The following is a 25,790-nucleotide window of genomic DNA, read 5'->3' as shown; positions in this document are numbered from 1 at the left end:
CCCTAGGCCACCCAGTGCGGCCGCTCCACCGCCGGAGCCAGCGGAACCCCGTCGTGGAAGGCCGCCGCGAGACGCCGTACCGCCTCGTCCAGGCGATCGGCGTCCAGCGTGTACGGGATCCGCAGCCGGTGCTCGAACGTCCCCGGATCCACCCCGAACCGCGCCCCCCGCCCGATGTGCACGCCGCAGGCCCCGGCCCGCTCCGCCAGGGCCGAGCTCACCGGCTCCCCCAGATCCACCCACAGCGACAGCCCGCCCGGCCCGCGCCGCCACGACCACTCCGGCGTGTGCCGCTCCAGCGCCCGCTCCAACGCCTCCCGCTGCCCCCGCAACCGCGCGAGCCGCGCCGGCAGCGTCCGCTCCAGCCCCTCCAGCAGCGGCAGCGCCACCAGCTGGTCCAGGACCGACCCCGTCATGTCCGCGGCCACCTTCACCGCCGTCAGCTCCGTGATCATCTTCGCGGTGGCCCGGACCCACCCCACCCGCAGCCCGCCCCAGTGCGTCTTGCTGAGCGAGCCGATCGTCACCACGTGCTCCGCCCCGCCCCTCGGCGCCAGCGAGGCCAGCGGCGCCGGCGCCGGTACGTCCAGGGCGATGTCGGCGATGGTCTCGTCGACCACCAGCCACGTCCCGGTCCGCCGCGTCGCGGCGAGCAGCCGCAACCGCTGCTCCTGCGGCATCAGCAGGCCCGTCGGATTGTGGAAGTCCGGGATCACGTACGCCAGCCTCGGCACGGTCTGCCGGAGCGTGGACTCGGCGATCTCCATGTCCCAGCCCGCGTCGGAGACGGCGATCGACCCGGTGCGCAGCCGCGCCTGCCGCAGCGCGTCGAGGGCGTTCGCGTACGTGGGGTTCTCGGTCACCACCCGGTCCCCGGGCCCGCACAGCAGGCTCACGACCAGCGAGAACGCCTGCTGGGCGCCGGCCGTGACCAGGATCTGCTCGGGGCGGGTCGCGAGCCCGCGCCGGGTGAACCGCTCGGCGATGGCACCGCGCAGGTCGGGCAGACCGAAGGGGTGGTAACCGGGGGTCCGGGCGAGCGCGGGCAGCCGGGGCGCGGCCCAGGCGAGGGCCTCGGTGAGGCTGTCCTGCGGGGCGCCGAGGGCGGCGATGGCCAGGTCGATCCCGGGTTCGCCGTCGGACAGGTACCCGCCGGAGCCGGCTAGCAGGTGCGCGCCGACCGGGCCGTGGCCCTCGGGGAGCTCGGTCCAGGTGCCGGAGCCGCGCCGGCTGCGGACGTAGCCGCTCTCGCGCAGCAGGTCGTAGGCCCCGGTGACGGTGGCCCGGCTGGCGCCGAGCGCCTCGGCGAGCTCGCGCTCGGCGGGCAGCCGTACGTGCAGGGCGATCCGGCCGTCGAGGATCAGCGTGCGCACGGCGTCGGCGAGGGACCGGTAGCCGGGGCGGGCCAGCACCTCGGAGGGCAGCAGCGCCGCGAGCTGGCGGCTGCCGAGGGTTCTGTCCGCCGTCTGGACGACTCGCCCGTTTGCCATGCCAACCTCCCCTGATTGGCTCTGCCGACCAGACCAATCGAGGTCCAGACTCGCGGTATTGGCCCCCGATTGGCAAGGAGACCGCCCATGGCGACCCCGCTGACCCAGCCGCCGACGCGCCTGACCGACCGCGACGAACGGGCCCTGGTGGCCGCCGCGGAGAACCGGATCTCCCGGCCGCTGCGGCTCGGGCCCGCCCTGGCCGCCGTACGACGCCTGCTGACGCGGCGGCCGCGCACTGGCCCGCAGGGGCGAGAATCGCTGACATGCCAGCCAACGCGAACCCCAGCCCCACCCCGAGCGCGCGTCCGGGCCCGGGCCCGAGCCCGGTGATCGCGGGCCTGCTCCTCGCCGCCGGCGGCGGCCGCCGCCTGGGCGGCCGCCCCAAGGCCCTGCTCCCGTACCGCGGCCGCCCGCTGGTCGAGAACGCGGTGCGGGTGCTGCGCGAGGCGGGCTGCGGTCCGCTCCACGTGGTGCTCGGCGCCTCCGCGGCCGAGGTCCGCGAACGGGCGGACCTGACGGGCTGCGTGGTCGTGGACAACCCCGACTGGGCGGAGGGCATGGGCTCGTCGCTGCGCGTGGGCCTCGCCTCGCTCGCCGGCACGGGCGCCCGCGCGGCCCTCGTCTCGCTGGTGGACCAGCCGGGGATCGGGCCGGCGGCCGTGGCCCGGGTCCGGGAGGCGTACCGCTCCCCCGCGAGCCTGGTGGCGGCGGCGTACGGCGGGGAGCGCGGGCATCCGGTGCTCTTCGGCGCGGACCGCTGGGCGGACATCGCGGCGACGGCGACGGGCGACAAGGGCGCGCGGGTGCACCTGACAGATCACGCGGAGGAGCTCACGCTGGTGGAGTGCGGGGACATCGCCGAGGCCTTCGACATCGACACCCCGCCCGACCTGGCACGACTCGCTTGAGCGGCGGCCGAGGGGCAGTTGAGCGGGCAGTGACGAAGGTGGCACTGAGGGCCACCGGGCGCAGGACTCTGTCGACTCAGAGAATCTCGACATCAACAAACCATTGAACTTCCACCATAAGGAAATTACTATCCACTGGTCAGAAGCGCCCTGAACCCCCAGACGGCGCCCGCGACCGTATCCCGGAACTCTCCACACCCGGCGGCACTGCGTGCCGTCCTGCGCGAGCATTCCCCGCGGCCGCCAGGCACCGCCGCTGAAGGAGTGACAGATATGTCCGCACCAGCGCCGTCATCGCTGGCCATCGTCGACGCCGAGCCCCTGCCCCGGCAGGACGAAGTCCTGACCGAGGCGGCCCTCCCCCGCCGTGACGAGCTCCTCGCCCGCCGCGGTGAGCGCCGCGCCGAAATCGCCCGCACCTCCCACCTCGACTTCCTCCCGGACACCGCACAGGTCCGCGAGGGCGAGTGGAAGGTCGCACCGGCGCCGGCCGCGCTGAACGACCGCCGTGTGGAGATCACCGGTCCGACCGACCGCAAGATGACCGTCAACGCCCTGAATTCGGGCGCCAAGGTCTGGCTCGCCGACTTCGAGGACGCCTCCGCCCCCACCTGGGAGAACGTCGTCCTCGGCCAGCTCAACCTCATGGACGCCTACGAGCGCCGCATCGACTTCACGGACCCGCGCACCGGCAAGTCGTACGCCCTGAAGCCGGCCGAGCAGCTGGCGACCGTCGTGATGCGCCCGCGCGGCTGGCACCTGGAGGAGCGCCACCTCCAGGTCGAGGGCCGCCCGGTCCCCGGTGCGCTGGTCGACTTCGGCCTGTACTTCTTCCACAACGCCAAGCGCCTCATCGAGCTCGGCAAGGGCCCGTACTTCTACCTGCCGAAGACGGAGTCGCACCTGGAGGCACGCCTCTGGAACGAGATCTTCGTCTTCTCGCAGGACTACGTCGGCATCCCGCAGGGCACGGTCCGCGCGACCGTCCTGATCGAGACCATCACGGCCGCGTACGAGATGGAGGAGATCCTCTACGAGCTGCGCGACCACGCGGCGGGCCTGAACGCGGGCCGCTGGGACTACCTGTTCTCGATCGTGAAGAACTTCCGCGACGGCGGCGAGAAGTTCGTCCTCCCGGACCGCAACGCGGTGACGATGACCGCCCCGTTCATGCGGGCGTACACCGAGCTCCTGGTCCGCACCTGCCACAAGCGCGGCGCGCACGCCATCGGCGGCATGGCGGCCTTCATCCCGTCCCGCAAGGACGCCGAGGCCAACCGGATCGCGTTCGAGAAGGTCAAGGCCGACAAGGACCGCGAGGCGGGCGACGGCTTCGACGGCTCGTGGGTCGCCCACCCCGACCTGGTGCCGATCGCGATGGCCTCCTTCGACGCGGTCCTCGGTGAGAAGCCGAACCAGAAGGACCGGCTGCGCGAGGACGTCTCGGTGGCCCCGGGCGAGCTCATCGCGATCGACTCGCTGGACGCGAAGCCGACGTACGAGGGCCTGCGCAACGCCGTCCAGGTCGGCATCCGCTACATCGAGGCCTGGCTGCGCGGCCTGGGCGCGGTGGGCATCTTCGGCCTGATGGAGGACGCGGCCACCGCCGAGATCTCCCGTTCGCAGATCTGGCAGTGGATCAACGCCGGTGTCGTCTTCGAGCACGACGGCGAACCGGTGACGGCCACCGCCGACCTCACCCGCGAGATCGCCGCCGAGGAACTGGCCGCGATCCGCGCCGAGATCGGCGAGGAGGCGTTCGCGGCCGGAAAGTGGCAGCAGGCCCACGACCTCCTCCTCCAGGTCTCCCTGGACGCGGACTACGCGGACTTCCTCACCCTTCCCGCCTACGACCAGCTGGTCGGCTGACCCCCGGTTTCCGACCGCCCGCACAGCGGCCGACCCCACCTCCGCCCCCCAGGCCCCAGGCCTCGGGGGCGGAGGTGTTTCCGCGTGCGGGCGCGGGGCCTTCGAGCGGCGCTCCTCGGCGCGATCGGCGGAACTCGGCCGCGGAAGCGGAATGTTGACGGCCCGAACGACCGGTCGGTCGTTACGTCATCGTAATCTGCGGCTACCTAGCGGTAACAACGTGCTCCATGTCACCTTTCCGATGCCACCGGCCGGCGGTACCCCCACTTTCCCAGCCATGCACCGGAGTTCTCTTCGGCTTGGGCATGGCCGACCGCAGGAGTTCCGCCGTGATCGGATTCCGCAACGCCAGCAAGGACCGGGCCCGTAGTCGAGTGCGAAGGCTCGCCGGGGCCGGGATGGTTCTGCCGCTCGCCGTCAGCGCTCTGGTGGCCGGCTCCGCCGGGACCGCCGCGGCCTCTCCCGGGACCGGGCCCACCGCCGTGGTGTCCATGGGCGACAGCTACATCTCGGGCGAGGGCGGCCGCTGGAAGGGCAACAGCCTGACCAACAGCGGGAATCGCACCGGGACCGACCGCGCCTGGGTCTCCGGGAGCACGTACGACCCCGCCAAGGTGTACGGGAGCACCGCCGGGGGGTGCCACCGCTCCGACTCCGCCGAGGTCAAGAGCGCCGGGGCGATCGCCGACGTGGCCGTGAACCTGGCCTGCTCCGGGGCGATTTCCGAGAACGTCTTCCGCGCCTCCAACGGCGGCGTGGCCTTCAAGGGCGAGGCCCCGCAGGCCGATCAGCTCGCCGCCGTGGCCGCCGCCGACAACGTCAAGGTCATCGCCCTGTCCATCGGCGGCAACGACCTCGGCTTCGCCGACATCATCAAGGACTGCGCCCTCGACTTCGTCCTGTGGGGCTCGTACTGCTACGACGACCAGCAGTACGGGGTCGACCAGAAGATGGACGGGGTGATGGCCAACGTCGGCAAGTCGGTTGACGAGATCCGCGCCGTGATGCGGGCCGCCGGGTACACCGACTCCTCGTACCGGATCGTGCTCCAGTCCTACCCGTCGCCGATCCCGCGCGGCGCCGAGAACCGGTACACGCAGAGCGACTGGAGCCGCCTGAACACCGGCGGCTGCCCCTTCTGGAACCGGGACTCGGACTGGGCGCGCGACTCGCTCGTGCCGCAGATCGCGGGCCGCCTCAAGGCCGTCGCCGCCGCCAAGGGCGTGCAGTTCCTGGACCTGCGGGACATGATGCAGGGCCGTGAGGTGTGCGCGAAGGCCAGCAAGCTGGTGAGCAGTTCGGCGCCCGCGTCGGCGAAGACGAGCGAGTGGGCCCGCTGGATCGACAGCAGCGAGACGCAGGGGCCGGTCCAGGAGTCCATGCACCCGAACTACTTCGGCCAGCTGGCGGTCGGGCGCTGCCTGAACCTCGCCGTCGCCCAGCCCGCGAACTCCGCGTCCAGCTGCAAGAACACCGCCGGAGCCGACCACACGGGCATGTTCCTGACGTCCGCCCCCTGATCCGTACGCACCGCGTCCGGGGCGCCCGCGGAGTCTTCCGCGGGCGCCTTTTCGCGTCAGCCGCGTACGGCGGCCAGTGCCTCGTCGTAAAGGGCCGCCAGGTCGGCGCTGCCGCCGCCGCGGACCCAGGCCTCGGTCGCCGCGTCCACGCAGGCGAAGACGGTGGCGGTCACCGCCGCGGCGCGCAGCTCGGGGACCGCGCCCGGGCCCTTCCCGGCGGCCATGCGGGCCGTGACGGCGGGCAGGACCATCTCCTGCCAGCGCAGCCGCTTCTGCGTGTAGCGGGCGCGCAGCGGCGGGGTGTCGAAGATCAGCGTCGTGATCTCCAGCAGCTGCCCGGGGTCGCCGTGCGCCTCCATGAGCGCCTCGAAACCGGCGCGCAGCGCCTCCCACGGGGTGGCGGCGGCGGGCTGGGCCTCCACCGTCGCGCGCAGCAGCTCGCCGAGCTCTTCCTGCTCACCGCAGACGATGTCCTCCTTGGTACCGAAGTACCGGAACAGCGACCGCTGGGAGATGCCCGCCTCCTTGGCGATCTGCGCGATGGTCGTGGCCTCGTACCCCTGCTCGGCGAAGAGCCGCATGGCCGTGTCGAAGATGCTCGCGACCACGGCCTGCCGGGAGCGGTCCCACAGGCTCGGCTGCGTTGCGGTTGTCCCCATCCGGCCAGCATATAGGCGGGCCGCCAACCTTGCCCAAACTGCCCGGTTGGCAGTCACTGCCAACCGGGCATACAGTGATGCCAGACGATGTCCCCGATGGCAGGAGAGCCACTGTGAACGCGGTCGACTACCGAGGCCGGACCACCCTGATCACCGGCGCGAGCTCCGGCCTGGGCGCCGAGTTCGCCCGCCAGCTCGCCGCGCGAGGATCCGACCTCGTGCTCGTCGCGCGCCGGGAGGACCGCCTGAAGGAGCTCGCCGGGCAGCTTTCGGCGGCACACGGCGTCACGGTCGAGGCGGTCGTCATGGACCTGTCCGTCGAGGGGTGCGGCGAACTGCTGGCCGCCGAGGTCGAGCGGCGCGGGATCACGGTGTCCGGCGTCGTCAACAACGCCGGCTTCGGCACGTACGGGCGCTTCCACGACGAGGACCCGCAGCGGCTCCGCCAGGAAGTGGCCCTCGACGTGATGGCCGTCGTCGACATCAGCCACGCCTTCATCGGCCCGCTGCGCAGCCGCGGCGACGGCGTCCTGGTCAACGTCGCCAGCGTGGCCGGCTACCAGCCCGTCCCGAACATGGCCGTCTACGGCGCCAGCAAAGCCTTCGTCCTCAGTTTCACCGAGGCCCTCTGGCAGGAGTCCCGGGGCACCGGGCTGCGCGTCCTGGCGCTGTCGCCCGGTGCGACGAAGACGGAGTTCTTCGACGTGGTCGGCACGGAGGACGCCGCCAGCGGCACCAGGATGCAGACCTCCGAGGAGGTCGTGCGCACCGCACTGAGGGCGCTGGACCGCAGGAACCCGCCGCCGAGCGTGATCTCCGGAGCCATGAACCGCGTCATGGCCTTCAGCGGGCGGCTCGCGAGCCGCCGCACGGTCGTACGGATGGTGGACCGGATGTCCTCGCCCCGGACCCCCGCCTAGGGAGTGTCGTCAAAGTAGCGTCGGCCGCCCGAAGGGCGGAGGGAATCGACGCGGTGGGGGCACCTCCCAGCGGTAGCTGGGGGACGTCGGTGACCGACGACAACGCGGCGAGCGTGCGTGCCAGACCCCGCCAGCCAGACGGGACTTTGACGACACGACCTAGGGAGTGTCCCTTCCGGCGCCGGGAATTCGGATGATCGGGGCGGCGCGGGCTGGCATGATCCCGCTCATGCCGGCCCGCAGCGCACGCCCCAGCCTCTACATCTCCGTCGACATCGAGGCCGACGGCCCGATCCCCGGCCCGTACTCGATGATCAGCTTCGGTGCCGCCGTCGCGGGGCGGCAGGACGGCGCTTCGTATACGGCCGCGGACCCCGAGCGGCACACCTTCTACCGCGAACTCCGCCCGATCAGCGACCAGTACGTACCCGAGGCGCTCGCCGTCAGCGGGCTCGACCGGGACCGGCTGCTCCGGGAGGGCGCCGAACCCGGGGCCGCCATGGCCGAGTTCCGCGCGTGGGTGCGGGAGGTCTCCGCCGAGGCCGGGGCGCAGCCCGTGATGTGCGGCTACCCGGCTTCCTTCGACTGGACCTTCCTGTACTGGTACTTGATGCGCTTCGGCGGCGACAGCCCCTTCGGGCACTCCGGCTGCCTCGACATGAAGACCCTGTACGCGACGAAGGCGCGGGTCCCGCTGCGCGCGGCGGTCAAGGGCCGGATGCCGCGCGGGCTGCTCTCCTCCCGCCCGCACACCCACCACGCGCTGGACGACGCGGTCGAGCAGGCGGAGCTGATGAACAACCTCATGCTCTGGACACCTCCGGCCCCCGACACCGCCGGCTGACTCCCCCGCCCCGGCGGGTGGGCGAAGACGGCGGTGCGCACGCCACGCCCGCAGTGGGTGGCGTACGCACCGCCGTGAGCGGCCGGACGGCCGGGTCAGTGCACCGGGACCGGTTCCGGCGCGGCGGCCGGGGCCCGCTGGGCGCCGAAGTGGTTGAAGGCCAGGTTGAGCACGATGGCCACCACGCAGCCGGTGCTGATGCCGGAGTCCAGGACGACCAGCAGGTCCTTCGGGAACGCGTGGTAGAACTCCGGCGCCGCGATCGGGATCAGGCCGATGCCGACCGAGGCGGCGACGATCAGGGCGTTCTCGCCCTTCTCCATGGCCGCGCCCGCCAGGGTCTGGATCCCGCTCGCCGCGACCGAGCCGAACAGGACGATGCCGGCCCCGCCGAGCACCGGCAGCGGGACCACGCCGATGACGGAGGCCGCCATCGGGCACAGGCCCAGCAGGATCAGGATGCCGCCGCCCGCGGCGACGACGAACCGGCTGCGCACCTTGGTCATCGCCACGAGCCCGATGTTCTGCGCGAAGGCACTGCACATGAAGCCGTTGAACAGCGGGCTGAGCGCGCTGCCGAGCGTGTCCGCGCGCAGTCCGCCCTCGATGGTCCTCGCGTCCGCCGGGCGTCCGACGATCTTGCCCAGCGCCAGGATGTCGGCGGTGGACTCGGTCATGCACACCAGCATCACGATGCACATGGAGACGATGGCGGCGACCTGGAACTGCGGGGCTCCGAAGTGGAACGGGGTCGGGAAGCCCACCAGCGAGGCGTTCTTGACGGCGTCGAAGCTGGTCATCCCCAGCGGGAGCGCGATCAGCGTGCCCGCCACCAGGCCGAGCAGGATCGAGATCTGCTGGAGGAAGCCGCGCAGGAACTTGCGCATCAGCAGCACGATGACGAGCGTGACGGCGGCCATGCCGATGTTCCGCATCGAGCCGTAGTCGGTGGCGGTGCGGTTGCCGCCCTGCGACCAGTTGAAGGCGACCGGCAGCAGGGACACGCCGATCAGGGTGATGACCGTACCGGTGACGACCGGCGGGAAGAAGCGGACGAGCTTCCCGAAGTACGGGGCGGCGAAGAAGCCGACGACCCCGGCGACGATGATCGCGCCGAAGATGACGGGGATGGCGTCCGCGCCCTCCCCCTTGCCTATGGCGATCATCGGGGTCACACCGGCGAACGAAACGCCGTTGACGAAGGGGAGTTTGGCACCGATCTTCCAGAAACCGAGGGTCTGGAGGAGGGTGGCGAGGCCGGCGGTGAAGAGCGAGGCGCCCATCAGGAAGGCGGTCTCGGTGGCGGAGAGTCCGACGGCCGGTCCGACGATCATGGGCGGGGCGACGACACCCGCGTACATGGCGGCCACGTGCTGGAGGCCGCTCGTGAACATCTTCAGAGGAGGCAGGGTCTCGTCGACCGGGTGCTTCTCCTCCGGTACTGCGACTGCATCTTTGCGAAACCTGGGCGTGAGTGCCACGGCTTCCTCCGGTCGGGTAACACGTCGGCAGGGACGTGGGTGTCTTGGAGGTGGTGCGAAAGCTGTGCGAGTCGAGCCTGTATGGAGTTGTGGGTGGTGCGGGTGGTGCTCGTTCTTGTCCCAAGAGGTGCAGAAACGATTCGCCCAAACCGTTCCGGCCAAGCAGTGGCACGAGTCACCGCCCCGGGAACGCCCTCGGAAAAACCTCGGGCGCTTCCCGGGAACGGCTGCCGCGGACCCCGCTCGGGTCCGCGACGACCGGCCGGGGGCCGTCCCCCCCGGCCGGACTCCGAGGGGATCAGCCCTGCGCGGTGATGCGCGCGAGGCGCTGGGCCTCTTCACGGGTGGACACCGCGATGGCGTCCTCGTCGGCGAAGAGGAGTCGGTTGTTCTCGACGATCTGCTTGCCGTTGACGAACGACGCGGTCACCGGGGCGGCCGCACCGAAGACCAGCGCGGTGACCGGGTCGGCGATCGAGGAGTGCAGGAAGGTGCTGATGTTCCAGAGCACCAGGTCGGCGCACTTGCCGGCCTCCAGCGAACCGATGTTGTCGGCGCGGCCGAGGACCTGCGCGCCGCCGTACGTACCGAGGCGCAGGGCCTGGCGGGCGTTGAGCGCGGCCTCGCGGTGGACCGGGTTCAGCCGGTTGATCAGCAGCGCGTTGCGCAGCTCGGTGTGCAGCTCACCGGACTCGTTGGAGGCGGTGCCGTCCACGCCGAGGCCGACCGGGACGCCGGCGGCCAGCATGTCCGGGACGCGGGCGATGCCGGCGGCCAGACGGGCGTTGGAGGACGGGCAGTGCGCGACACCGGTCTTGGTACGGGCGAACGCGGCGATGTCGGAGTCGTTCATGTGGACGCTGTGCGCCATCCACACGTCCTCGCCGAGCCAGCCGGTCGACTCGAAGTAGTCGGTCGGGCCCATCCCGAAGAGCTCGTGGCAGAACTTCTCTTCCTCGACGGTCTCGCTGCCGTGCGTGTGCATGCGCACACCGAGGCGGCGGGCCAGCTCGGCGCCCTGCTTCAGCAGCTCGGTGGAGACCGAGAAGGGGGAGCAGGGGGCGACGGCGACCTGGGTCATCGCGTCGAAGGAGGCGTCGTGGTACTTCTTCACGGTCGCCTCGGTGTCGGCGAGCGCACCTTCGAGGGTCTCGACGGCGTGGTCCGGCGGCAGGCCGCCGTCCTTCTCGCTGCGGTCCATCGAACCGCGGGCGAGGGTGAAGCGGACGCCCATCTCGGACGCGGCGCGGATGATCGAGCCGGAGAGGTCGCCGGCGCCCTTGGGGTACACGTAGTGGTGGTCCATGGCGGTGGTGACACCACCGCGGACCATCGCGGCGAGAGAGCCCTGGGCGGCCGAGTAGGCCATCTGCTCGTCGATGCGCGCCCACGTCGGGTACAGCGCGACGAGCCAGTTGAAGAGGTTGTGGTCGGTGGCCAGGCCGCGCGTGATCCACTGGTAGAAGTGGTGGTGCGTGTTGACCAGACCGGGAGTCACGAGGTGCCCGGTGCCGTCGATGCGGCGGACGACGTTGTCGAGGTTCTCGGGGGCCCTGCCCGCACCGATGGACTCGATCTTGTTGCCGGCGATGACGATGTGACCCGAGGCGTACTCGGTGTCGTTCGCATCGACCGTTGCGATCGCGCAGTTCTCGATGACGATGCGCTCTACTGCGCCGTCCTGGGCTGCCGATGCTGCCATGGGACTTCCTCGTGCTTTCAGTGGCGGTGCGGGCACGGCAAAACCCAGGGGATTTGAGTGCCGGAGCCGGGGGCCTGACAGCTGACAGTACTGTCGCCCCGTGCGTTGCGTCCGGGTGCCGATTCAGGAAGTGGGGGGCGTGTCGTGCGGTCCCGGGGCCACTGCGGGGCCCCGGGACGCGCGTGCCGCGCTCAGAGGTTGGTCATGTCCACGGGGATGCGGGCGTCAACGCCGTCCCGCAGGACCGTGGCCTCGATCAGACCGTACGGACGGTCCGCGGCGAAGTAGACCTCGTTGTCGTTCTTGAGGCCGAAGGGCTCCAGGTCGACGAGGAAGTGGTGCTTGTTCGGGAGCGAGAAGCGGACCTCGTCGATCTCCGAACGGTGGTTGATGATGCGCGAACCCATCTGGTACAGGGTCTGCTGCAGCGAGAGGGAGTAGGTCTCGGCGAAGGCCTGAAGCATGTGCTTCTTGGTCTCGGCGTAGGACTTCTCCCAGTTGGGCATCCGCTGCTCGTCGTCGGTCCAGTTGAAGCGCCAGCGACCCGACACCTGGGTGGCCAGGATGCGGTCGTACGCCTCCTGGAGGGTCGTGTACTTGTCCTTCACGTAACCCCAGAACTCGGAGTTCGTGGAGTTCATGACGATCAGGTCCTTGAGGCCGGAGATGACCTCCCAGTTCTGCCCGTCGTACGTGATCTGGGTGACGCGGGTCTCCATGCCCTTGCGGACGAAGGAGTGGTTGACCTCGTCGGAGCCGATGAACTTGGAGTTGGCGTCCGAGGTGGCGATCCGGTCCCAGGCGTACTCCTCGATCCGGATGCGCGCACGCTGGATCGGCTCCTGGCTGTTCACGAACCAGCGCGCCAGGTGGATGCCAAACTGCTCGGCGGACTCGATGCCGTACTCCTTGGCGAACGCGTACACCGTGTTCTTGGTGGTGTCCGTCGGCAGGACGTTGGCGTTCGAGCCGGAGTAGTGGACGTCGTCCATGTCGCCGGAGAGGGCGACCGAGACGTTCAGGTCCTTGATGTGGTGGGTGTCGCCGTCCCGCGTGATCTTGACGACGCGGTTCTCTGCTTTGCCGTACTGGTTCTGGCCCAGAATCGTGGCCATGCTAGCTCCCTCGGTAAACGGAGTAGCCGAACGGGTTGAGCAGCAGCGGTACGTGGTAGTGCTCGCCGGGAGTGACCGCGAAGGTGATCGTCACTTCCGGGAAAAACGCACCGCTGTCCCTTACGCGGGGGGCGTCCTGCTGCGCCTCGGCTTGCTTATTGGAACTGTGCTTACTAAAGAAGTACGTCTCGGTCTCGAAGTCGAGACGTACGTGGGTGGTGCCCTCCGGCAGCGCCGGCAGGTCCTTGCATCGCCCGTCCGCATCGGTGGCGGAGCCGCCCAGGGCCGCCCACTCACCATCGAGACCCGTACGGGCCGACAGGGAGATGGCGACGCCCTCGGCGGGGCGTCCGATGCTGGTGTCCAGGATGTGCGTGGACACCGACGCGGTGGTCTCGGTGCTCATGCTCACGCTCCTTCTTCTGCGAGTTCGACGAGGCGGGTCAGACGGATCCGGTTGATCTTCACCAGCTCACCGCGGGCGATCTCCCGCTCCTGCTCCGGCGAATTGTCGATCCGGACCCTGACCGCGTCCCGCATGAACTCACCGGTCGCACCGGTGGCGCAGATGAGGAAGACGTGGCCGAACTTCTCCTGGTACGCCAGGTTCAGTTCGAGGAGCTCGTTCTTGAGCTCCTCCGAGGCACCGGCCATGCCGCGCTGCTCGCGGGCGGAGGTCGGGTCTCCCGGCTTCGGCCGGCCGATCGGCGCGTGGCCTGCCATCGCTTCGGCCAGGTCTTCGGCGGTGAGCTCCGCCATGGCGGACTCGTTGGCCGAGAACAGGGCTTCGGAGCCGGCGAAGGGGCGCTGGGCGAGCAGCTTGCTCCCCCATGCCGAACTGGCGCACACCTCGTGCAGCTCGGCCGTGGCCGCACTGTCGTCCAAGGCGTTGAACCGGGTGAGACCCGGGGTCGGACTCGAAGTCACGGTAGGCCTCCGTGGCCTGTTGTTGCTTTGACGGGCTGCGCATAGCTAACGCCCTCGACAACACGGCGTCAACACTTTGTTGAAACTTCCCGTACACAAAAGCCGCCGCCCGGATGAATTGGGCGGCGGCTCGTCACCTTGGGTCAGGCGGGTGTCACGTTTGGTTGCTTTTGTTTGCGTTTTCCCTGTTCAGGTAGTTGTAGACCGTGAAACGGCTTACGCCCAGGGCGCCCGCGACCGTCTCCACACCGTGCCGGACGGAGAAGGCGCCGCGCGCCTCCAGTATCCGTACGACGTCCTGCTTGGTCTTCCGGTCGAGCTGCGACAACGGTACGCCGTGCCGTCGCTCCAGCGCCGCCAGGATGTGGTCCAGCGAGTCGGACAGCTGGGGCAGCCGTACGGCCAGCAGGTCCTGACCTTCCCAGCTGAGCACGACGTCGTCGGGCTGCGCCAGGGCCGGATCCATCAGCTCGCCGCCCATCGCGTCGACCAGCGGCTTGACCGCGGTGACGAACGGGTGGTCGCGGGGCTCGGTCATGGGGTGTCCTCCCCGATCACGTTGACCTGGAGCGAGACGCGGGTGGCCCCGGACTCCAGGGAGTCGCGCAGCAGCGCGGCCACCGCGGTCAGCACCGCGTCGGCGTCACCCTCGGCGGTGTTGCCGAACGGGCCCACGTCGACGGCGTCCAGCTGGGCCTTCTGGATGACCTCGCGAGCGGCCACGGCGTGGGCGGGGGCCTCTTCGAGATCGAACGGCTCGGTCGTGAACTCCACTCTCAATCGCACGTGGTCAAGCTACCTCTCGGTCGCGTTTTTTCGGCAGCCCGGGCTTGACATCCACGCAGAAGCCCATGCAGTCTTCCATCAAGCAGAAACTAACTTCCGCAATACGGAAGGAGCGCACACCCCTCATGGGATACACGGACCAGCGCTTCGATGTGAACCTTTCGATCCTCTTCACGGAACTCCCGCTCCTGGAGCGCCCCGCGGCAGCCGCCGCGGCGGGCTTCACCGCGGTCGAGCTGTGGTGGCCCTGGATCGAGACCCCCACCCCCGCTCAGGAGGAGCTCGACGCCCTCAAGAAAGCTCTTGAGGACGCCGGCACCCAGCTGGTGGGCCTGAACTTCTACGCCGGCCGGCTGCCGGGCCCGGACCGCGGCGCGGTCTCGGTACCCGGCGAGGAGTCGGACCGCTTCAACGCCAACATCAACGTGGCGGCGGACTTCGCCGCCTCGGTGGGCTGCAAGGCGCTGAACGCCCTCTACGGCAACCGCGTCGAGGGTGTGGACCCGGCCGTCCAGGACGAGCTCGCCCTGGAGAACCTGGTCGTGGCGGCCCGGGCCGCCGACCGCGTCGGCGCGATCCTGCTCATCGAGACCCTCAACAAGCCCGAGTCGCCGCTCTACCCGCTGGTGAGCGCCCCGGCCGGCATCGAGGTCGTGGACAAGGTGAACGAGGCCACCGGCCTCGGGAACGCCAAGTTCCTGCTCGACCTGTACCACCTGGCGATGAACGATGAGGACCTCTCCGAGGTCATCGAAAAGTACGCCGCCAAGACCGGCCACGTCCAGATCGCGGACAAGCCCGGACGCGGTGCCCCCGGCACCGGCGAGCTGCCCCTGGAGGCGCTGCTCGACCAGCTGAAGAAGGCCGGATACGAGGGCTACGTAGGCCTGGAGTACAAGGCCGCCGACGCCGCCGCCTCCTTCGCGTGGCTGCCGGCCGAGGCCCGCGCCGCCCAGTAGGCGGACGAAGTCCGGGCGATCAGCCAGGCACCCCTCGCACTTTTCGTACGAAGCATTAAGAGAAGGACCCTCATCATGAGCACGCTCCCCAACATCGCCTGGATCGGCCTCGGCATCATGGGCTCCCCCATGGCCGAGAACCTCCTGAAGGCCGGCTACTCGGTCACCGGCTTCACGCTGGAGCAGGACAAGCTCGACCGCCTGGCCGCCGCCGGCGGCACCGCGGCCGGCTCGATCGCCGAAGCCGTCAAGGACGCCGACGTCGTCATCACGATGGTGCCCGCCTCCCCGCACGTCGAGGCCATCTCGTACGGCGAGAACGGCATCCTGGAGAACGCGAAGTCCGGCGCGCTGATCATCGACATGTCGTCGATCACCCCGCAGACCTCGATCGACCTCGCCAAGAACGCCGCCGCCAAGGGCATCCGCGTCATCGACGCCCCGGTGTCCGGCGGCGAGGCCGGCGCCATCGAGGCCGTCCTGTCGATCATGGTGGGTGGCGAGCAGGCCGACTTCGACGCGGCCCTGCCGATCCTCCAGACCCTCGGCAAGACCATCGTGCTCTGTGGTCCGCACGGCTCCGGCCAGACGGTGAAGGCCGCCAACCAGCTCATCGTCGCCGTCAACATCCAGGCGTGCGCCGAGGCCGTGGTCTTCCTGGAGAAGTCCGGCGTGGACCTGAACGCCGCCCTGGACGTCCTCAACGGCGGTCTGGCCGGCTCCACGGTCCTGACCCGCAAGAAGGACAACTTCCTGAACCGCGACTTCAAGCCCGGCTTCCGGATCGACCTGCACCACAAGGACATGGGCATCGTCACCGACGCCGCCCGCAACGTCGGTGCGGCCCTCCCGGTCGGCGCGGTCGTCGCCCAGCTGGTCGCCTCGCTGCGCGCCCAGGGTGACGGCGGCCTGGACCACTCCGCCCTGCTCCGCGCGGTCGAGCGCCTCTCCGGCGCCCAGATCTGAGCGCTTCCCCTCTCGCAGGGGCCCTGAGTTTCCGGATGGTGCCGGTGCTGACACCTGTCCTGTCGCGCCCAAGCGCCGGCACCGTCCGGATCACCTCTCTCCATCTTTGTTCAACAAACTGTTGACGCTGCGTTCGGCCTGAAATTAGGCTGTTCCGCATGACGGAAGACGCTTTCCGTCAGCAGGTTTCCCGTACGGAAGGTCACCATGTCGAAGCGCACGCTGACGACCGAGTCCGGCGCCCCGGTCGCCGACAACCAGAACTCCGCCACCGCCGGCGTCGGTGGCCCGCTCCTGATCCAGGACCAGCAGCTCCTGGAGAAGCTGGCCCGCTTCAACCGGGAGCGCATCCCGGAGCGCGTGGTGCACGCCCGCGGCTCGGCCGCGTACGGCCACTTCGAGGTGACCGACGACGTCACCGCGTACACCAGCGCCGCGTTCCTGAACACGGTCGGCAAGAAGACCGAGACCTTCCTGCGCTTCTCCACCGTCGCCGACTCCCTCGGTGGCGCGGACGCGGTCCGCGACCCGCGCGGCTTCGCGCTGAAGTTCTACACCGAAGAGGGCAACTACGACCTCGTCGGCAACAACACCCCGGTGTTCTTCATCAAGGACCCGATCAAGTTCCCCGACTTCATCCACTCCCAGAAGCGCGACCCGTTCACGGGCAAGCAGGAGCCGGACAACGTCTGGGACTTCTGGGCGCACGCCCCCGAGGCGACGCACCAGATCACCTGGCTGATGGGTGACCGCGGCATCCCGGCCTCGTACCGTCACATGAACGGCTACGGCTCGCACACCTACCAGTGGACGAACGCGCAGGGCGAGGCCTTCTTCGTCAAGTACCACTTCAAGACGAACCAGGGCATACGCTGCCTGTCGGGCGAGCAGGCCGCCGAGCTCGTCGGCAAGGACGCCAACTCGCACCAGACCGACCTGCTCCAGGCGATCGAGCGCGGTGTGAACCCGAGCTGGACCCTGTACGTCCAGATCATGCCGGCCGCCGAGGCCGCGGACTACCGCTTCAACCCGTTCGACCTCACCAAGGTGTGGCCGCACAGCGACTACCCGCTGCAGCGCGTGGGCCGCCTGGTCCTCGACCGCAACCCGGACAACGTCTTCGCCGAGGTCGAGCAGTCCGCCTTCTCCCCGAACAACTTCGTCCCGGGCATCACCGCCTCGCCGGACAAGATGCTCCAGGGCCGCCTCTTCGCGTACGCCGACGCCCAGCGCTACCGCCTCGGCGTGAACCACACCGTGCTGCCGGTCAACGCCCCGAAGGCGACGAAGGCCGACAACTACGGCCGCGACGGCGTCATGGCGCTGCGCAACGGCTCGCGCCACGACAAGAACTACGAGCCCAACTCGTACCAGGGCCCCGCCGAGACCGGTCTCGCGCTCGGCGCCCCGAAGGCCGTCTCCGGCTACACGGGCACCCACGAGGCCCCGGCCCACACCAAGGACGACGACTTCTTCCAGGCCGGTGAGCTCTACCGCCTGATGTCGGAGGCCGAGAAGCAGCGTCTGGTGGCGAACATCGCCGGCGGCCTGTCTCAGGTCACCCTGGAGGACGTCATCGAGAAGAACCTGGCTCACTTCCACGCCGCGGACGCCGACTACGGCCGCCGCGTCGAGGAGGCCGTCCGCGCCCTGCGCGACGCCTGAGCCTCACAGCTGCACCGGGGACCTGGCGGGAGGTCAGGTCCCGGGTGCCGAGCCCGAACCGCGGACCCGGATGAGGGGTGGTACGCGGTAAGGGCCGGACGAGGGCCGCGACGGGCGTGTGAGCCAGTGCGGTGGTAATGGGTGCCGAGGCCCGTCTCTTGACCTGAGGGAGACGACGCCGGAGCTCTCGTCACCGCCCGTCGCGGTCCCAGCCGCTCCTCCCACCTACGCCTTATATACAGGGGGCCACGCACAGAGCCCCCTGTACATGAGCCGCCAAGCTCCGCCCGGCGGCGCGAACGTCCTGTCGCGCCAGCCTCGCACCGTCGGGCGGTCACACTCAAAGCGCCGAGTCACGGACGGTCCCGTGACTCGGCGCTTTGTCGTGCGTGCGATCAGGCGGTGCGGCGGTCGTCGATCTCCACAGACAGGTGCGGCCACGCGTTCGTGAGAGCGGCCAGTTCCTCGGGAGCCGGTGCGCCGCCCGCTGCGCGCAGGGTCTCGGTGGGGCGGAAGTGGACCGTGGTGCCGGTCGTAGGTGGCGTACGTGGCGTGCGTGGCGTGCGTGGCGTGCTGGTCGTACCGGTCGGGCCGGCGTCGGCGATCGGTGTCAGGCCGGTGGTGGGAACGCCGTGTTCGTAGCGCTGGACCCAGGCTCCGTGCGCGCGGCGGTTGGTGTGGACGAGCCACTCGCTCAGCGCCGCCACGACGGACATGCCGCGCCGCGGGTGGCCGTCGGGCAGGGTCTGCGCCTCGGGGTGGTCGAAGAACCGGAGGTCCTTCGTCGCCATGATCGGCTTCTTCACCGGCCGGCCGTGGTCGTCGAGCCGGGTGTCGGTGCCCCGGCCCTCGTCCGCCACGGACACCGAGCCGTCGGCGTGGAGCGTCACGCTGCAACGCCCCGCGCCGGTGCACCGCGCCTCGTCGGCCGCGTACGCGACGACTTCGAGCAGCAGGTGGGGAAGGCCGCCGGGGGCGAACTCGTCCTGGTCCTGGCGGATGCGGGCGAGGTGGTCGGCGTCCACGGAGCGGGCCCAGTCGTGCGTCGTGTTGCGCCAGGCGGCCGTTGATCTGTCCATCGGAGCAGTATGCCGATGATCGGCGGCCGGGCCGCCCCGGCGTCGGACAACGCGGAACGGCCCCCGTTCCTCCTCGCGGAGGGACGGGGGCCGCTTGGTACCGCAGTCGTCAGACGATCAGGCGATCAGGCCGACGGCGCTCAGGCGGACAGCGGGCGGATCGCGGTCGGGGCGTGGCCCGGCTCGGTCGCGAGCTCCTCGAACTCGGTGACGTCGCTCATGTCGACCGTCTTGCTCATCGAGATGTTGGTGACGCGCTCCAGGATGGCCTCGACGACCACCGGGACGCTGTACTCGGCGGCCAGCTTCTTGGCCTCCTCGAAGGCGGCGCCCAGCTCGTTCGGGTCGGTGACGCGGATGGCCTTGCAGCCCAGGCCCTCGACGACCTTGACGTGGTCGACGCCGTAGACGCCGAGCTCCGGGGCGTTGATGTTCTCGAATTCGAGGTTGACCTCGAAGTTGATGCCGAGACCGCCCTGCGCCTGGCGGATCAGGCCGAGGTACGCGTTGTTCACGAGGACGTGGACGTACGGGATCTTGTGCTGCGCGCCGACCGCCAGCTCCTCCAGCATGAACTGGAAGTCGTAGTCGCCGGACAAGGCGACGACGGGGGTCTGCGGGTCGGCGGTGGCGACACCCAGCGCGGCCGGGATGGTCCAGCCGAGCGGGCCGGCCTGGCCGCAGTTGATCCAGTGGCGCGGCTTGTAGACGTGCAGCATCTGCGCGCCGGCGATCTGGGAGAGGCCGATGGTGGTGACGTAGCGCGTCTCCGGGCCGAAGGCCTTGTTCATCTCCTCGTAGACGCGCTGCGGCTTCATCGGGACGTTGTCGAAGTGCGTACGGCGCTGCAGCGAGCCCTTGCGCTCCAGGTGCGAGGCGACCCAGGCGCTGTAGTCGGGCAGCTTGCCCTCGGCCTTGAGCTCCTTCGCGACCTCGATGAAGAGTTCGAGCGCAGCCTTGGCGTCAGAGGCGATGCCGAAGTCCGGGGCGAAGATCTTGCCGATCTGGGTGGGCTCGATGTCGACGTGGACGAACTTGCGGTCGCCGAGGTACGCGTCCAGGTTGTAACCGGTGTGGCGGTTGGCCCAGCGGTTGCCGATGCCGAGGACGAAGTCCGACTCCAGGAACGTCGCGTTGCCGTAGCGGTGCGAGGTCTGGACGCCGACCATGCCGGCGGCGAGCTCGTGGTCGTCCGGGATGACGCCCCAGCCCATGAGGGTGGAGATGACCGGGACGCCGGTCAGCTCGGCGAACTCGACCAGCAGGTCGGAGGCGTCGGCGTTGATGATGCCGCCGCCGGCGACGATCAGCGGGCGCTCGGAGTCCAGCAGGAACCGGATGGCCTTCTCGGCCTGGGCGCGGGTCGCGCGCGGCTTGTAGACCGGCAGCGGCTCGTAGGTCTCCGGGTCGAACTCGATCTCGGTCAGCTGGACGTCGATCGGCAGGTCGATGAGGACCGGGCCGGGGCGGCCGGAGCGCATCAGGTGGAAGGCCTGCTGGAAGACGCCGGGGACCTGCGCGGCCTCCAGGACGGTGGTCGCGGCCTTGGTGACCGGCTTGGCGATCGAGGCGATGTCGACGGCCTGGAAGTCCTCCTTGTGGAGCTTCGCGACCGGAGCCTGACCGGTGATGCACAGGATCGGGATGGAGTCCGCGATGGCCGAGTACAGACCGGTGATCATGTCGGTGCCGGCGGGGCCGGAGGTACCGATGCAGACGCCGATGTTGCCCGGGTTGGTGCGGGTGTAGCCCTCCGCCATGTGCGAGGCGCCCTCGACGTGGCGGGCGAGGGTGTGGCTGATCCCGCCGACGTTCTTGAGCTCGCGGTAGAACGGGTTGATCGCGGCGCCGGGCACGCCGAACGCTTGCGACACACCCTCGCGCTTGAGGATCTCCACTGCAGCGGCGGCGGCTGTCATACGAGGCATCGAGTTCTCCTGCGGGTCAGGCGGTCAGGCGATCAGGCGGTCCGGCTGCTTCCGGATTCCGGGGCATTTCCGCAATCCGGAAGTTTTGTTCTGCTATACGGAACAAGCTAAGCGGCGAGTCCCGGCACGTCAAGGAGCTTCAGGACCCCGGAACGCACCAAAAGCCGCGTCTCGCGCAAGCGACTTGTACGAACGACCGGGACGCGGCGGAATATCAGCGGAAAATCGAGGGCACGCTCGCCCCGTCGGTGGCCGGTGGTGGAGCATGGGTCTACGCAGAGCGACGGAGGGGCAGTACTCATGGCGGAAGCGGTACCGGTGCGCTGCCCGGCGTGCCTGCGCGAGAACGACTACGCCGCCCCGGTCTTCCCGTGCGCCTGCGGCAGCCCGGTGGCCCCGCCGCTGGACCTGGCGGCGCCGCCCCTGCCGCTGACGCACCGGACCTGGTCGGACACGTGGGTGGCGGTGCGCTGCGCGGCCTGCGGGCGGGTGAGCGAGTGGCCGCATCCGGAGCTGGGCTGCGCGTCGTGCGGGACGGTGGTGCGGATTCCGGTGCATCCGGTGGAGCCCGCGTCCGCGCCGGGCGGCGGCGTACGGGACGCAAGGGATGTACGGGACACACGCGACGTACGGGACGGGCTGCGTCCGCGCCCCGACGTACGCGGAGAGGTACGCGGGGACGCACGGGGAGACGTATGGGGGCAGGCGCGGTCGAGGTCGGGCGGGCCCGGCGGCACCGGACCGGGCGGACCCGGCTCCCTCGGCCGGCCTCCGGCGGCTTCCGCGCAGCGGCCCGCGTTCCACCCGGTGACCATCCGTACCGCCCGGGACGCGGTGGCCACGGCCGCGCTGTACCTGCGGTGGCTCGGGTTCCAGGACGTCCGCCAGCCCGACGGGCGGCCCATCCCCTCGGCGGCCGTGGACCTGCGGGCCCCCGGGCTGGTGGCGCAGGTGGACCCGACCACCGCGCCGGCCGGGCTGCGGGCCGTGGAGTGCGTCTGGCTGAACGGACTGACGGCCTCCGCGACCAGCGTCTACTTCGCGCTGGCCGGGTACACGCAGGACGCCCGCTCCCGCGCGGACGACCTCGGGATACCGCTGTTCGTCATGGACCTCACGGGCATGCCGCAGCCGGTCAACGACCCGGCGGACGCCCTGGTGGGCCCGGGGGCATAGGGCAGCCGGAGGCCCGGCCGACCGGGGCGACCGGGTCGATCAGGGCGCCGGGGCAGGACGTAGGCTCGGAGCACATGGCGGAACACGTATCCGTATCTGTGCCGAGGAGAGCCCGATGAGCCTGTACGACATCCCGCTGACCACCCTGTCCGACGAGCCCACCAGCCTGGCGGCCCACGAGGGCAAGGCGATCCTGCTGGTGAACACCGCCTCGCAGTGCGGTCTCACCCCGCAGTACTCGGGACTGGCGCGGCTGCAGTTCGCGTACGAGGAGAAGGGCTTCACCGTCATCGGCGTGCCCTGCAACCAGTTCGGCGGGCAGGAGCCCGGCACCGCCGACGACATCGCGACCTTCTGCGCGGCGGGCTTCGGCGTGACCTTCCCGATGCTGGAGAAGACCGAGGTCAACGGCGAGAACCGGCACCCGCTGTACACGGAGCTGGTGAAGACCGCGTACGCCGACGGCGAGGCGGGCGACGACATCCAGTGGAACTTCGAGAAGTTCCTGATCTCCCCCGCCGGTGAGGTCGTGGCGCGCTTCCGTCCGAGCGTCGAGCCCGAGGCCCCCGAGGTCATCGCCGCGATCGAGGCGCAGCTGCCGGCCTGACCGGACGTACCGGCAGCCTGACGGGCCTGCCGGGACGGGCCTGCCGGGACGGGCCTGCCGGGACGGGCCTGCCTACGGTCGGCGGCCCGCCCCGGCGGTGTCCGTACGAGCTGCTCAGCCGAGCTCGGCCTCGTCGTACTCGGCGCCCGACCCCGCCGCGGTGAGCTCCCGCAGCTCCACGCGGCGGATCTTGCCGGACACGGTCTTCGGGAGCTCCGCGAACTCGATGCGGCGGATCCTCTTGTACGGGGAGAGCACGGCGCGGGAGTGCGCGAAGAGCGCCCGGGCCGTCTCCGGCCCGGGCTCCCAGCCGGCGGCGAGCGCGATGTACGCCTTCGGCACGGCCAGCCGCAGCGGGTCCGGGGCCGGGACCACGGCGGCCTCGGCGACGGCCTCGTGTTCGAGCAGGGCGCTCTCCAGCTCGAACGGGCTGATCTTGTAGTCGGAGGCCTTGAAGACGTCGTCCGAGCGGCCGACGTAGGTGAGGTACCCGGCCTCGTCGCGCGAGGCGATGTCGCCGGTGCGGTAGAGCCCGTCCGCCATGGCCTCGGCGGTGCGCCCGGGGTCGTCCCGGTAGCCGGTCATCACCCCGGCGGGCCGGGGGCGCAGGTCCACGCAGAGCTCGCCCTCGTCGGGGGACTCCTTGCCGGTGACGGGGTCGAGCAGCACGATCTCGTACCCGGGCGCCGGACGCCCCATCGAGCCGGGCTTGACCGGGACCCCCGGGAAATTGCCGACCTGGAGGGTGGTCTCGGTCTGGCCGAAGCCGTCGCGGATGGTGACGCCCCAGGCCTCGCGGACCTTCTCGATCACCTCGGGGTTGAGCGGCTCGCCCGCGGCGACGGCCTCGCGGGGAGGGGTGCGGAGCTTGGTGAGGTCGGACTGGATCAGCATCCGCCACACGGTGGGCGGGGCGCAGAAGGTGGTCACGCCGTGCCGGTCCATCTCCGCCATCAGGCGCTCGGCGTCGAAGCGGGTGTAGTTGTGGACGAAGACGGTGGCGCCGGCGTTCCACGGGGCGAAGAGGTTGGACCAGGCGTGCTTGGCCCAGCCGGGCGAGGCGATGTTGAGGTGCACGTCGTCGGGGCGCAGCCCGAGCCAGTACATGGTGGAGAGGTGCCCGATGGGGTACGAGGCGTGCGTGTGCTCGACGAGCTTGGGGCGGGCGGTGGTGCCGGAGGTGAAGTACAGCATCAGCGGGTCGGTGGCCAGGGTCTCGCCGTCCGGGCTGAAATGGCCGTCGGCCGCGTACATGTCCTCCAGCCGCCGCCATCCGGTGGGTACGTCCGCGCCGGCGGCGATCCGGGTGTAGGTGCCGGGGACCTCGTCGAACTTGCCGGTGTCGTCGGCGCGCACGATGACGTGCCGTACGTGGCCCCGCTCGATGCGGTCGCGCAGGTCCGCCGCGCCGAGGAGGGGGGTAGCGGGGATGACGACGGCGCGCAGCTTCATCGCGCCGAGCATGACCTCCCACAGCTCGCGCTGGTTGCCGAGCATGACCAGGAGCCGGTCGCCGGCCGCGACGCCCTGGTCGCGCAGCCAGTTGGCGGCGGAGGACGACCGTACGGACAGCTCCCCGAAGGAGACGGAGCGGCTGGTGCCGTCCTCCTCGACGATGCGCAGGGCGTCGGCGGCGTTGCCGGTGGCGATGTGGTCGAACCAGTCCAGGGCCCAGTTGAAGCGCTCGGGGCGGGGCCAGGTGAATCCGGCGTGGGCGGCTTCGTAGTCCCCGCGGCGTTCGAGCAGGTAGTCGCGTGCGGCCAGGAACTCGGCGGTGGCGCCGGTGTTGTGCGTCATGGAAGGCATCGTGCCGTGCCGCCGGTGCGCCCCACCAGAGCGGCGTCAGCCGTGGATTGACCCGAAGCGCACGTGTCCGGGGCCGCCGCTCCCGGCCATCTCGGCGATGACGCGCTCCCCTTCGGCGACGATGTGCTCCTTCTCCGCCTTCGAGACCTTGCCGAAGAGCTCGACGGTGAGCGATGCCTCCTCCCAGTGCCACAGCCCGGCGACGAAGCCGTCCACGAGGAGGGTGCGGTGGGACTGGTTCCCCGTCCAGGTGCGTCCCTTGAGCCCGGGGGCGATCACGCGGGTCCGGTCGGCGTGGGAGAGCAGCAGGTTGTCGTACTCCGGGAGGAACCGGGGCGGGGCCGGGGTGGCGGCGTCGGGCCGGGGCGCGTCGGGCAGGTCGAACAGCTCGACGCCGTTCTCGTCGCGGAAGACGGCGAGCCGGGGGCGCAGCCGCTCGAAGGCCTCCCGCAGCCGGGTGAGACCGGCCCAGGTCTGCATGTCCTTGACGGAGGCGGGCCCGAAGGCACCGAGGTAGCGCAGGACGACATCCTCGACGGCATGCGCCGGTGGCGCTCCGCCCGCCGCCGGCGTGCCGGTCCACTGCTGCAGGGTGGTCAGCCGTACCTGCCCGCTGCGCCCCCAGACCCCGCGCGGCGTGACCTGGACGAGCGGCAGCCGGCACCGCGCGGCGACGGACAGGGACTGCGGATCGGCGTCCGGCCAGTGCGTGAGCAGCTCCGCGCGGATCTCGCCCATCGTGCGGGGCTCGGCCTCGACGAAGGCCCGGGCGAGCTCACCGAGCCGCTCCAGATCGACCCCGACGAGGCCCTTGCGGAAGACGTTGACCTCGCGGTCGCGGGCGGCTTGGACCAGCGGGCGCAGGGTCAGCGCGTCGTGCGCGGTGTGGGTGTGGATGGTGGACCGCATGGTGACCATCCGGACCACTTTCCGGGACTCCATCAGCTCCGCGAGCGCGGCGGGGCGGAAGCCGGCGAGCCGGGCGTGCAGCTGGAAGTACGGCGGCTTCACGTTCTGCGCCTGGAGTCCGAGCAGGTGCGTGACGGCGTCCTCGGCGGACAGCGCGGCGCGGCTCAGGAGCAGCTGGCGCGCGAGCGTGGCACGGTTCAGTGAACGGGTGTCGAGTACGGAGCCCATACCCGGCAAGCTACCCGTGCTTCCGGACAGAAACCGTCCGCAATGAGGGGCGGACAGGAATGACCGCTATCCTTACCTCTCGCCACTTCTCGCCCGAAATGCACGTTCGACGTGGAGCTGACCTGCGATGCCGGAGCGCCCGGACCACCGCCACCGCCGCCCCTCGCCGTCCGGGAAGCGCACCGGATGGCGCCGCCCCGCGCCCCCGCCCGCGACACCCCCCCCCCCCAGCTCATGTCCGGC

At 70.5% G+C, this 25,790-nt stretch carries 23 protein-coding genes; 10 read left to right on the top strand and 13 right to left on the bottom strand.

The window, feature by feature from the left end; translation table 11 throughout:
- Nucleotides 1-2: 2 nt before the first annotated feature.
- Nucleotides 3-1,490: a PLP-dependent aminotransferase family protein gene (locus ADK52_RS32680; RefSeq protein WP_053693479.1), complete on the bottom strand. Its 1,488-nt coding sequence runs from the start codon at nucleotides 1,488-1,490 to the stop codon at nucleotides 3-5.
- Between the two features lie 266 nt (nucleotides 1,491-1,756).
- Here ADK52_RS32680 and ADK52_RS32675 point away from each other — a divergent pair, with 266 nt between their 5' ends.
- The 3 genes from ADK52_RS32675 to ADK52_RS32665 all read left to right on the top strand — a co-directional run bounded on the left by ADK52_RS32675 (nucleotide 1,757) and on the right by ADK52_RS32665 (nucleotide 5,790).
- A complete protein-coding gene (locus ADK52_RS32675; RefSeq protein ID WP_234344349.1) occupies nucleotides 1,757-2,401 on the top strand; it encodes a nucleotidyltransferase family protein in 645 nt (214 codons plus the stop codon).
- 273 nt (nucleotides 2,402-2,674) lie between these two features.
- Nucleotides 2,675-4,270 carry a malate synthase A gene (gene aceB, locus ADK52_RS32670; RefSeq protein ID WP_053693478.1) on the top strand — a complete coding sequence of 532 codons (1,596 nt, stop codon included), beginning with the start codon at nucleotides 2,675-2,677 and terminating at the stop codon, nucleotides 4,268-4,270.
- Nucleotides 4,271-4,599: 329 nt separating this feature from the next.
- On the top strand, nucleotides 4,600-5,790 hold the full coding sequence (locus tag ADK52_RS32665) for a GDSL-type esterase/lipase family protein (protein WP_420714972.1): 1,191 nt from the start codon (nucleotides 4,600-4,602) through the stop codon (nucleotides 5,788-5,790).
- Between the two features lie 56 nt (nucleotides 5,791-5,846).
- Here ADK52_RS32665 and ADK52_RS32660 read toward each other — a convergent pair whose 3' ends face one another.
- Nucleotides 5,847-6,449 carry a TetR/AcrR family transcriptional regulator gene (locus ADK52_RS32660; protein WP_053693476.1) on the bottom strand — a complete coding sequence of 201 codons (603 nt, stop codon included), beginning with the start codon at nucleotides 6,447-6,449 and terminating at the stop codon, nucleotides 5,847-5,849.
- A gap of 113 nt (nucleotides 6,450-6,562) precedes the next feature.
- Here ADK52_RS32660 and ADK52_RS32655 point away from each other — a divergent pair, with 113 nt between their 5' ends.
- Nucleotides 6,563-7,369: an SDR family NAD(P)-dependent oxidoreductase gene (locus ADK52_RS32655; RefSeq protein ID WP_053693475.1), complete on the top strand. Its 807-nt coding sequence runs from the start codon at nucleotides 6,563-6,565 to the stop codon at nucleotides 7,367-7,369.
- Nucleotides 7,370-7,598: 229 nt separating this feature from the next.
- Nucleotides 7,599-8,213, top strand: a complete 615-nt coding sequence (locus ADK52_RS32650) for a 3'-5' exoribonuclease domain-containing protein (RefSeq protein ID WP_053693512.1) — start codon at nucleotides 7,599-7,601, stop codon at nucleotides 8,211-8,213.
- Between the two features lie 95 nt (nucleotides 8,214-8,308).
- Here the strand turns inward: ADK52_RS32650 and ADK52_RS32645 are convergent, their stop codons facing one another.
- The 7 genes from ADK52_RS32645 to ADK52_RS32615 form a co-directional block, all read right to left on the bottom strand.
- Complete coding sequence (locus ADK52_RS32645; protein ID WP_078988772.1) at nucleotides 8,309-9,694, bottom strand: nucleobase:cation symporter-2 family protein; 1,386 nt, start codon at nucleotides 9,692-9,694, stop codon at nucleotides 8,309-8,311.
- Nucleotides 9,695-9,992: 298 nt separating this feature from the next.
- The gene (locus ADK52_RS32640; RefSeq protein ID WP_053693473.1) at nucleotides 9,993-11,396 is read right to left on the bottom strand and encodes an 8-oxoguanine deaminase; all 1,404 of its coding nucleotides are present in this window, start codon (nucleotides 11,394-11,396) and stop codon (nucleotides 9,993-9,995) included.
- Nucleotides 11,397-11,587: 191 nt separating this feature from the next.
- On the bottom strand, nucleotides 11,588-12,511 hold the full coding sequence (gene pucL / locus ADK52_RS32635; protein ID WP_030155302.1) for a factor-independent urate hydroxylase: 924 nt from the start codon (nucleotides 12,509-12,511) through the stop codon (nucleotides 11,588-11,590).
- 1 nt (nucleotide 12,512) lies between these two features.
- On the bottom strand, nucleotides 12,513-12,917 hold the full coding sequence (gene uraH / locus ADK52_RS32630; RefSeq protein WP_053693472.1) for a hydroxyisourate hydrolase: 405 nt from the start codon (nucleotides 12,915-12,917) through the stop codon (nucleotides 12,513-12,515).
- 2 nt (nucleotides 12,918-12,919) lie between these two features.
- Nucleotides 12,920-13,438 carry a 2-oxo-4-hydroxy-4-carboxy-5-ureidoimidazoline decarboxylase gene (uraD, locus tag ADK52_RS32625; protein WP_053693471.1) on the bottom strand — a complete coding sequence of 173 codons (519 nt, stop codon included), beginning with the start codon at nucleotides 13,436-13,438 and terminating at the stop codon, nucleotides 12,920-12,922.
- Nucleotides 13,439-13,592: 154 nt separating this feature from the next.
- The gene (locus tag ADK52_RS32620; RefSeq protein ID WP_053693470.1) at nucleotides 13,593-13,976 is read right to left on the bottom strand and encodes a helix-turn-helix domain-containing protein; all 384 of its coding nucleotides are present in this window, start codon (nucleotides 13,974-13,976) and stop codon (nucleotides 13,593-13,595) included.
- Nucleotides 13,973-14,224: a thiamine-binding protein gene (locus ADK52_RS32615; protein ID WP_078621981.1), complete on the bottom strand. Its 252-nt coding sequence runs from the start codon at nucleotides 14,222-14,224 to the stop codon at nucleotides 13,973-13,975. Before ADK52_RS32615 ends, ADK52_RS32620 begins: the two co-directional genes overlap by 4 nt.
- A gap of 125 nt (nucleotides 14,225-14,349) precedes the next feature.
- Here ADK52_RS32615 and ADK52_RS32610 point away from each other — a divergent pair, with 125 nt between their 5' ends.
- From ADK52_RS32610 to ADK52_RS32600, 3 genes are all read left to right on the top strand, one after another.
- Nucleotides 14,350-15,183: a TIM barrel protein gene (locus ADK52_RS32610; RefSeq protein WP_053693469.1), complete on the top strand. Its 834-nt coding sequence runs from the start codon at nucleotides 14,350-14,352 to the stop codon at nucleotides 15,181-15,183.
- A 75-nt stretch (nucleotides 15,184-15,258) separates the two neighbouring features.
- Nucleotides 15,259-16,149, top strand: a complete 891-nt coding sequence (locus ADK52_RS32605; protein WP_053693468.1) for a 2-hydroxy-3-oxopropionate reductase — start codon at nucleotides 15,259-15,261, stop codon at nucleotides 16,147-16,149.
- Between the two features lie 207 nt (nucleotides 16,150-16,356).
- On the top strand, nucleotides 16,357-17,814 hold the full coding sequence (locus tag ADK52_RS32600; RefSeq protein ID WP_053693467.1) for a catalase: 1,458 nt from the start codon (nucleotides 16,357-16,359) through the stop codon (nucleotides 17,812-17,814).
- A gap of 395 nt (nucleotides 17,815-18,209) precedes the next feature.
- Here ADK52_RS32600 and ADK52_RS32595 read toward each other — a convergent pair whose 3' ends face one another.
- Both ADK52_RS32595 and gcl read right to left on the bottom strand, forming a co-directional pair.
- Nucleotides 18,210-18,893, bottom strand: coding sequence for a DNA gyrase (locus tag ADK52_RS32595; protein ID WP_053693466.1), 684 nt, complete (start codon nucleotides 18,891-18,893; stop codon nucleotides 18,210-18,212).
- 140 nt (nucleotides 18,894-19,033) lie between these two features.
- Nucleotides 19,034-20,821 (bottom strand): glyoxylate carboligase, encoded by a 1,788-nt coding sequence (gene gcl, locus ADK52_RS32590; RefSeq protein WP_078988771.1) that lies wholly within the window; start codon nucleotides 20,819-20,821, stop codon nucleotides 19,034-19,036.
- Nucleotides 20,822-21,121: 300 nt separating this feature from the next.
- Between gcl and ADK52_RS32585 the strand changes: the two genes are divergently transcribed.
- Both ADK52_RS32585 and ADK52_RS32580 read left to right on the top strand, forming a co-directional pair.
- Nucleotides 21,122-21,997: a hypothetical protein gene (locus ADK52_RS32585; protein ID WP_053693464.1), complete on the top strand. Its 876-nt coding sequence runs from the start codon at nucleotides 21,122-21,124 to the stop codon at nucleotides 21,995-21,997.
- Between the two features lie 115 nt (nucleotides 21,998-22,112).
- Nucleotides 22,113-22,604 (top strand): glutathione peroxidase, encoded by a 492-nt coding sequence (locus tag ADK52_RS32580; protein ID WP_053693463.1) that lies wholly within the window; start codon nucleotides 22,113-22,115, stop codon nucleotides 22,602-22,604.
- A 114-nt stretch (nucleotides 22,605-22,718) separates the two neighbouring features.
- Here the strand turns inward: ADK52_RS32580 and ADK52_RS32575 are convergent, their stop codons facing one another.
- The gene (locus ADK52_RS32575) at nucleotides 22,719-24,401 is read right to left on the bottom strand and encodes an AMP-binding protein (RefSeq protein ID WP_053693462.1); all 1,683 of its coding nucleotides are present in this window, start codon (nucleotides 24,399-24,401) and stop codon (nucleotides 22,719-22,721) included.
- A gap of 45 nt (nucleotides 24,402-24,446) precedes the next feature.
- Nucleotides 24,447-25,547, bottom strand: a complete 1,101-nt coding sequence (locus tag ADK52_RS32570) for a winged helix DNA-binding domain-containing protein (protein ID WP_053693461.1) — start codon at nucleotides 25,545-25,547, stop codon at nucleotides 24,447-24,449.
- Nucleotides 25,548-25,790 lie beyond the last annotated feature (243 nt).

The sequence above is a fragment of the Streptomyces sp. WM6372 genome, assembly GCF_001279655.1.
GTDB lineage: Bacteria > Actinomycetota > Actinomycetes > Streptomycetales > Streptomycetaceae > Streptomyces.
The sequence above is the reverse complement of the archived record's forward strand: the minus strand, read 5'-3'. Positions and strand labels throughout refer to the sequence as shown.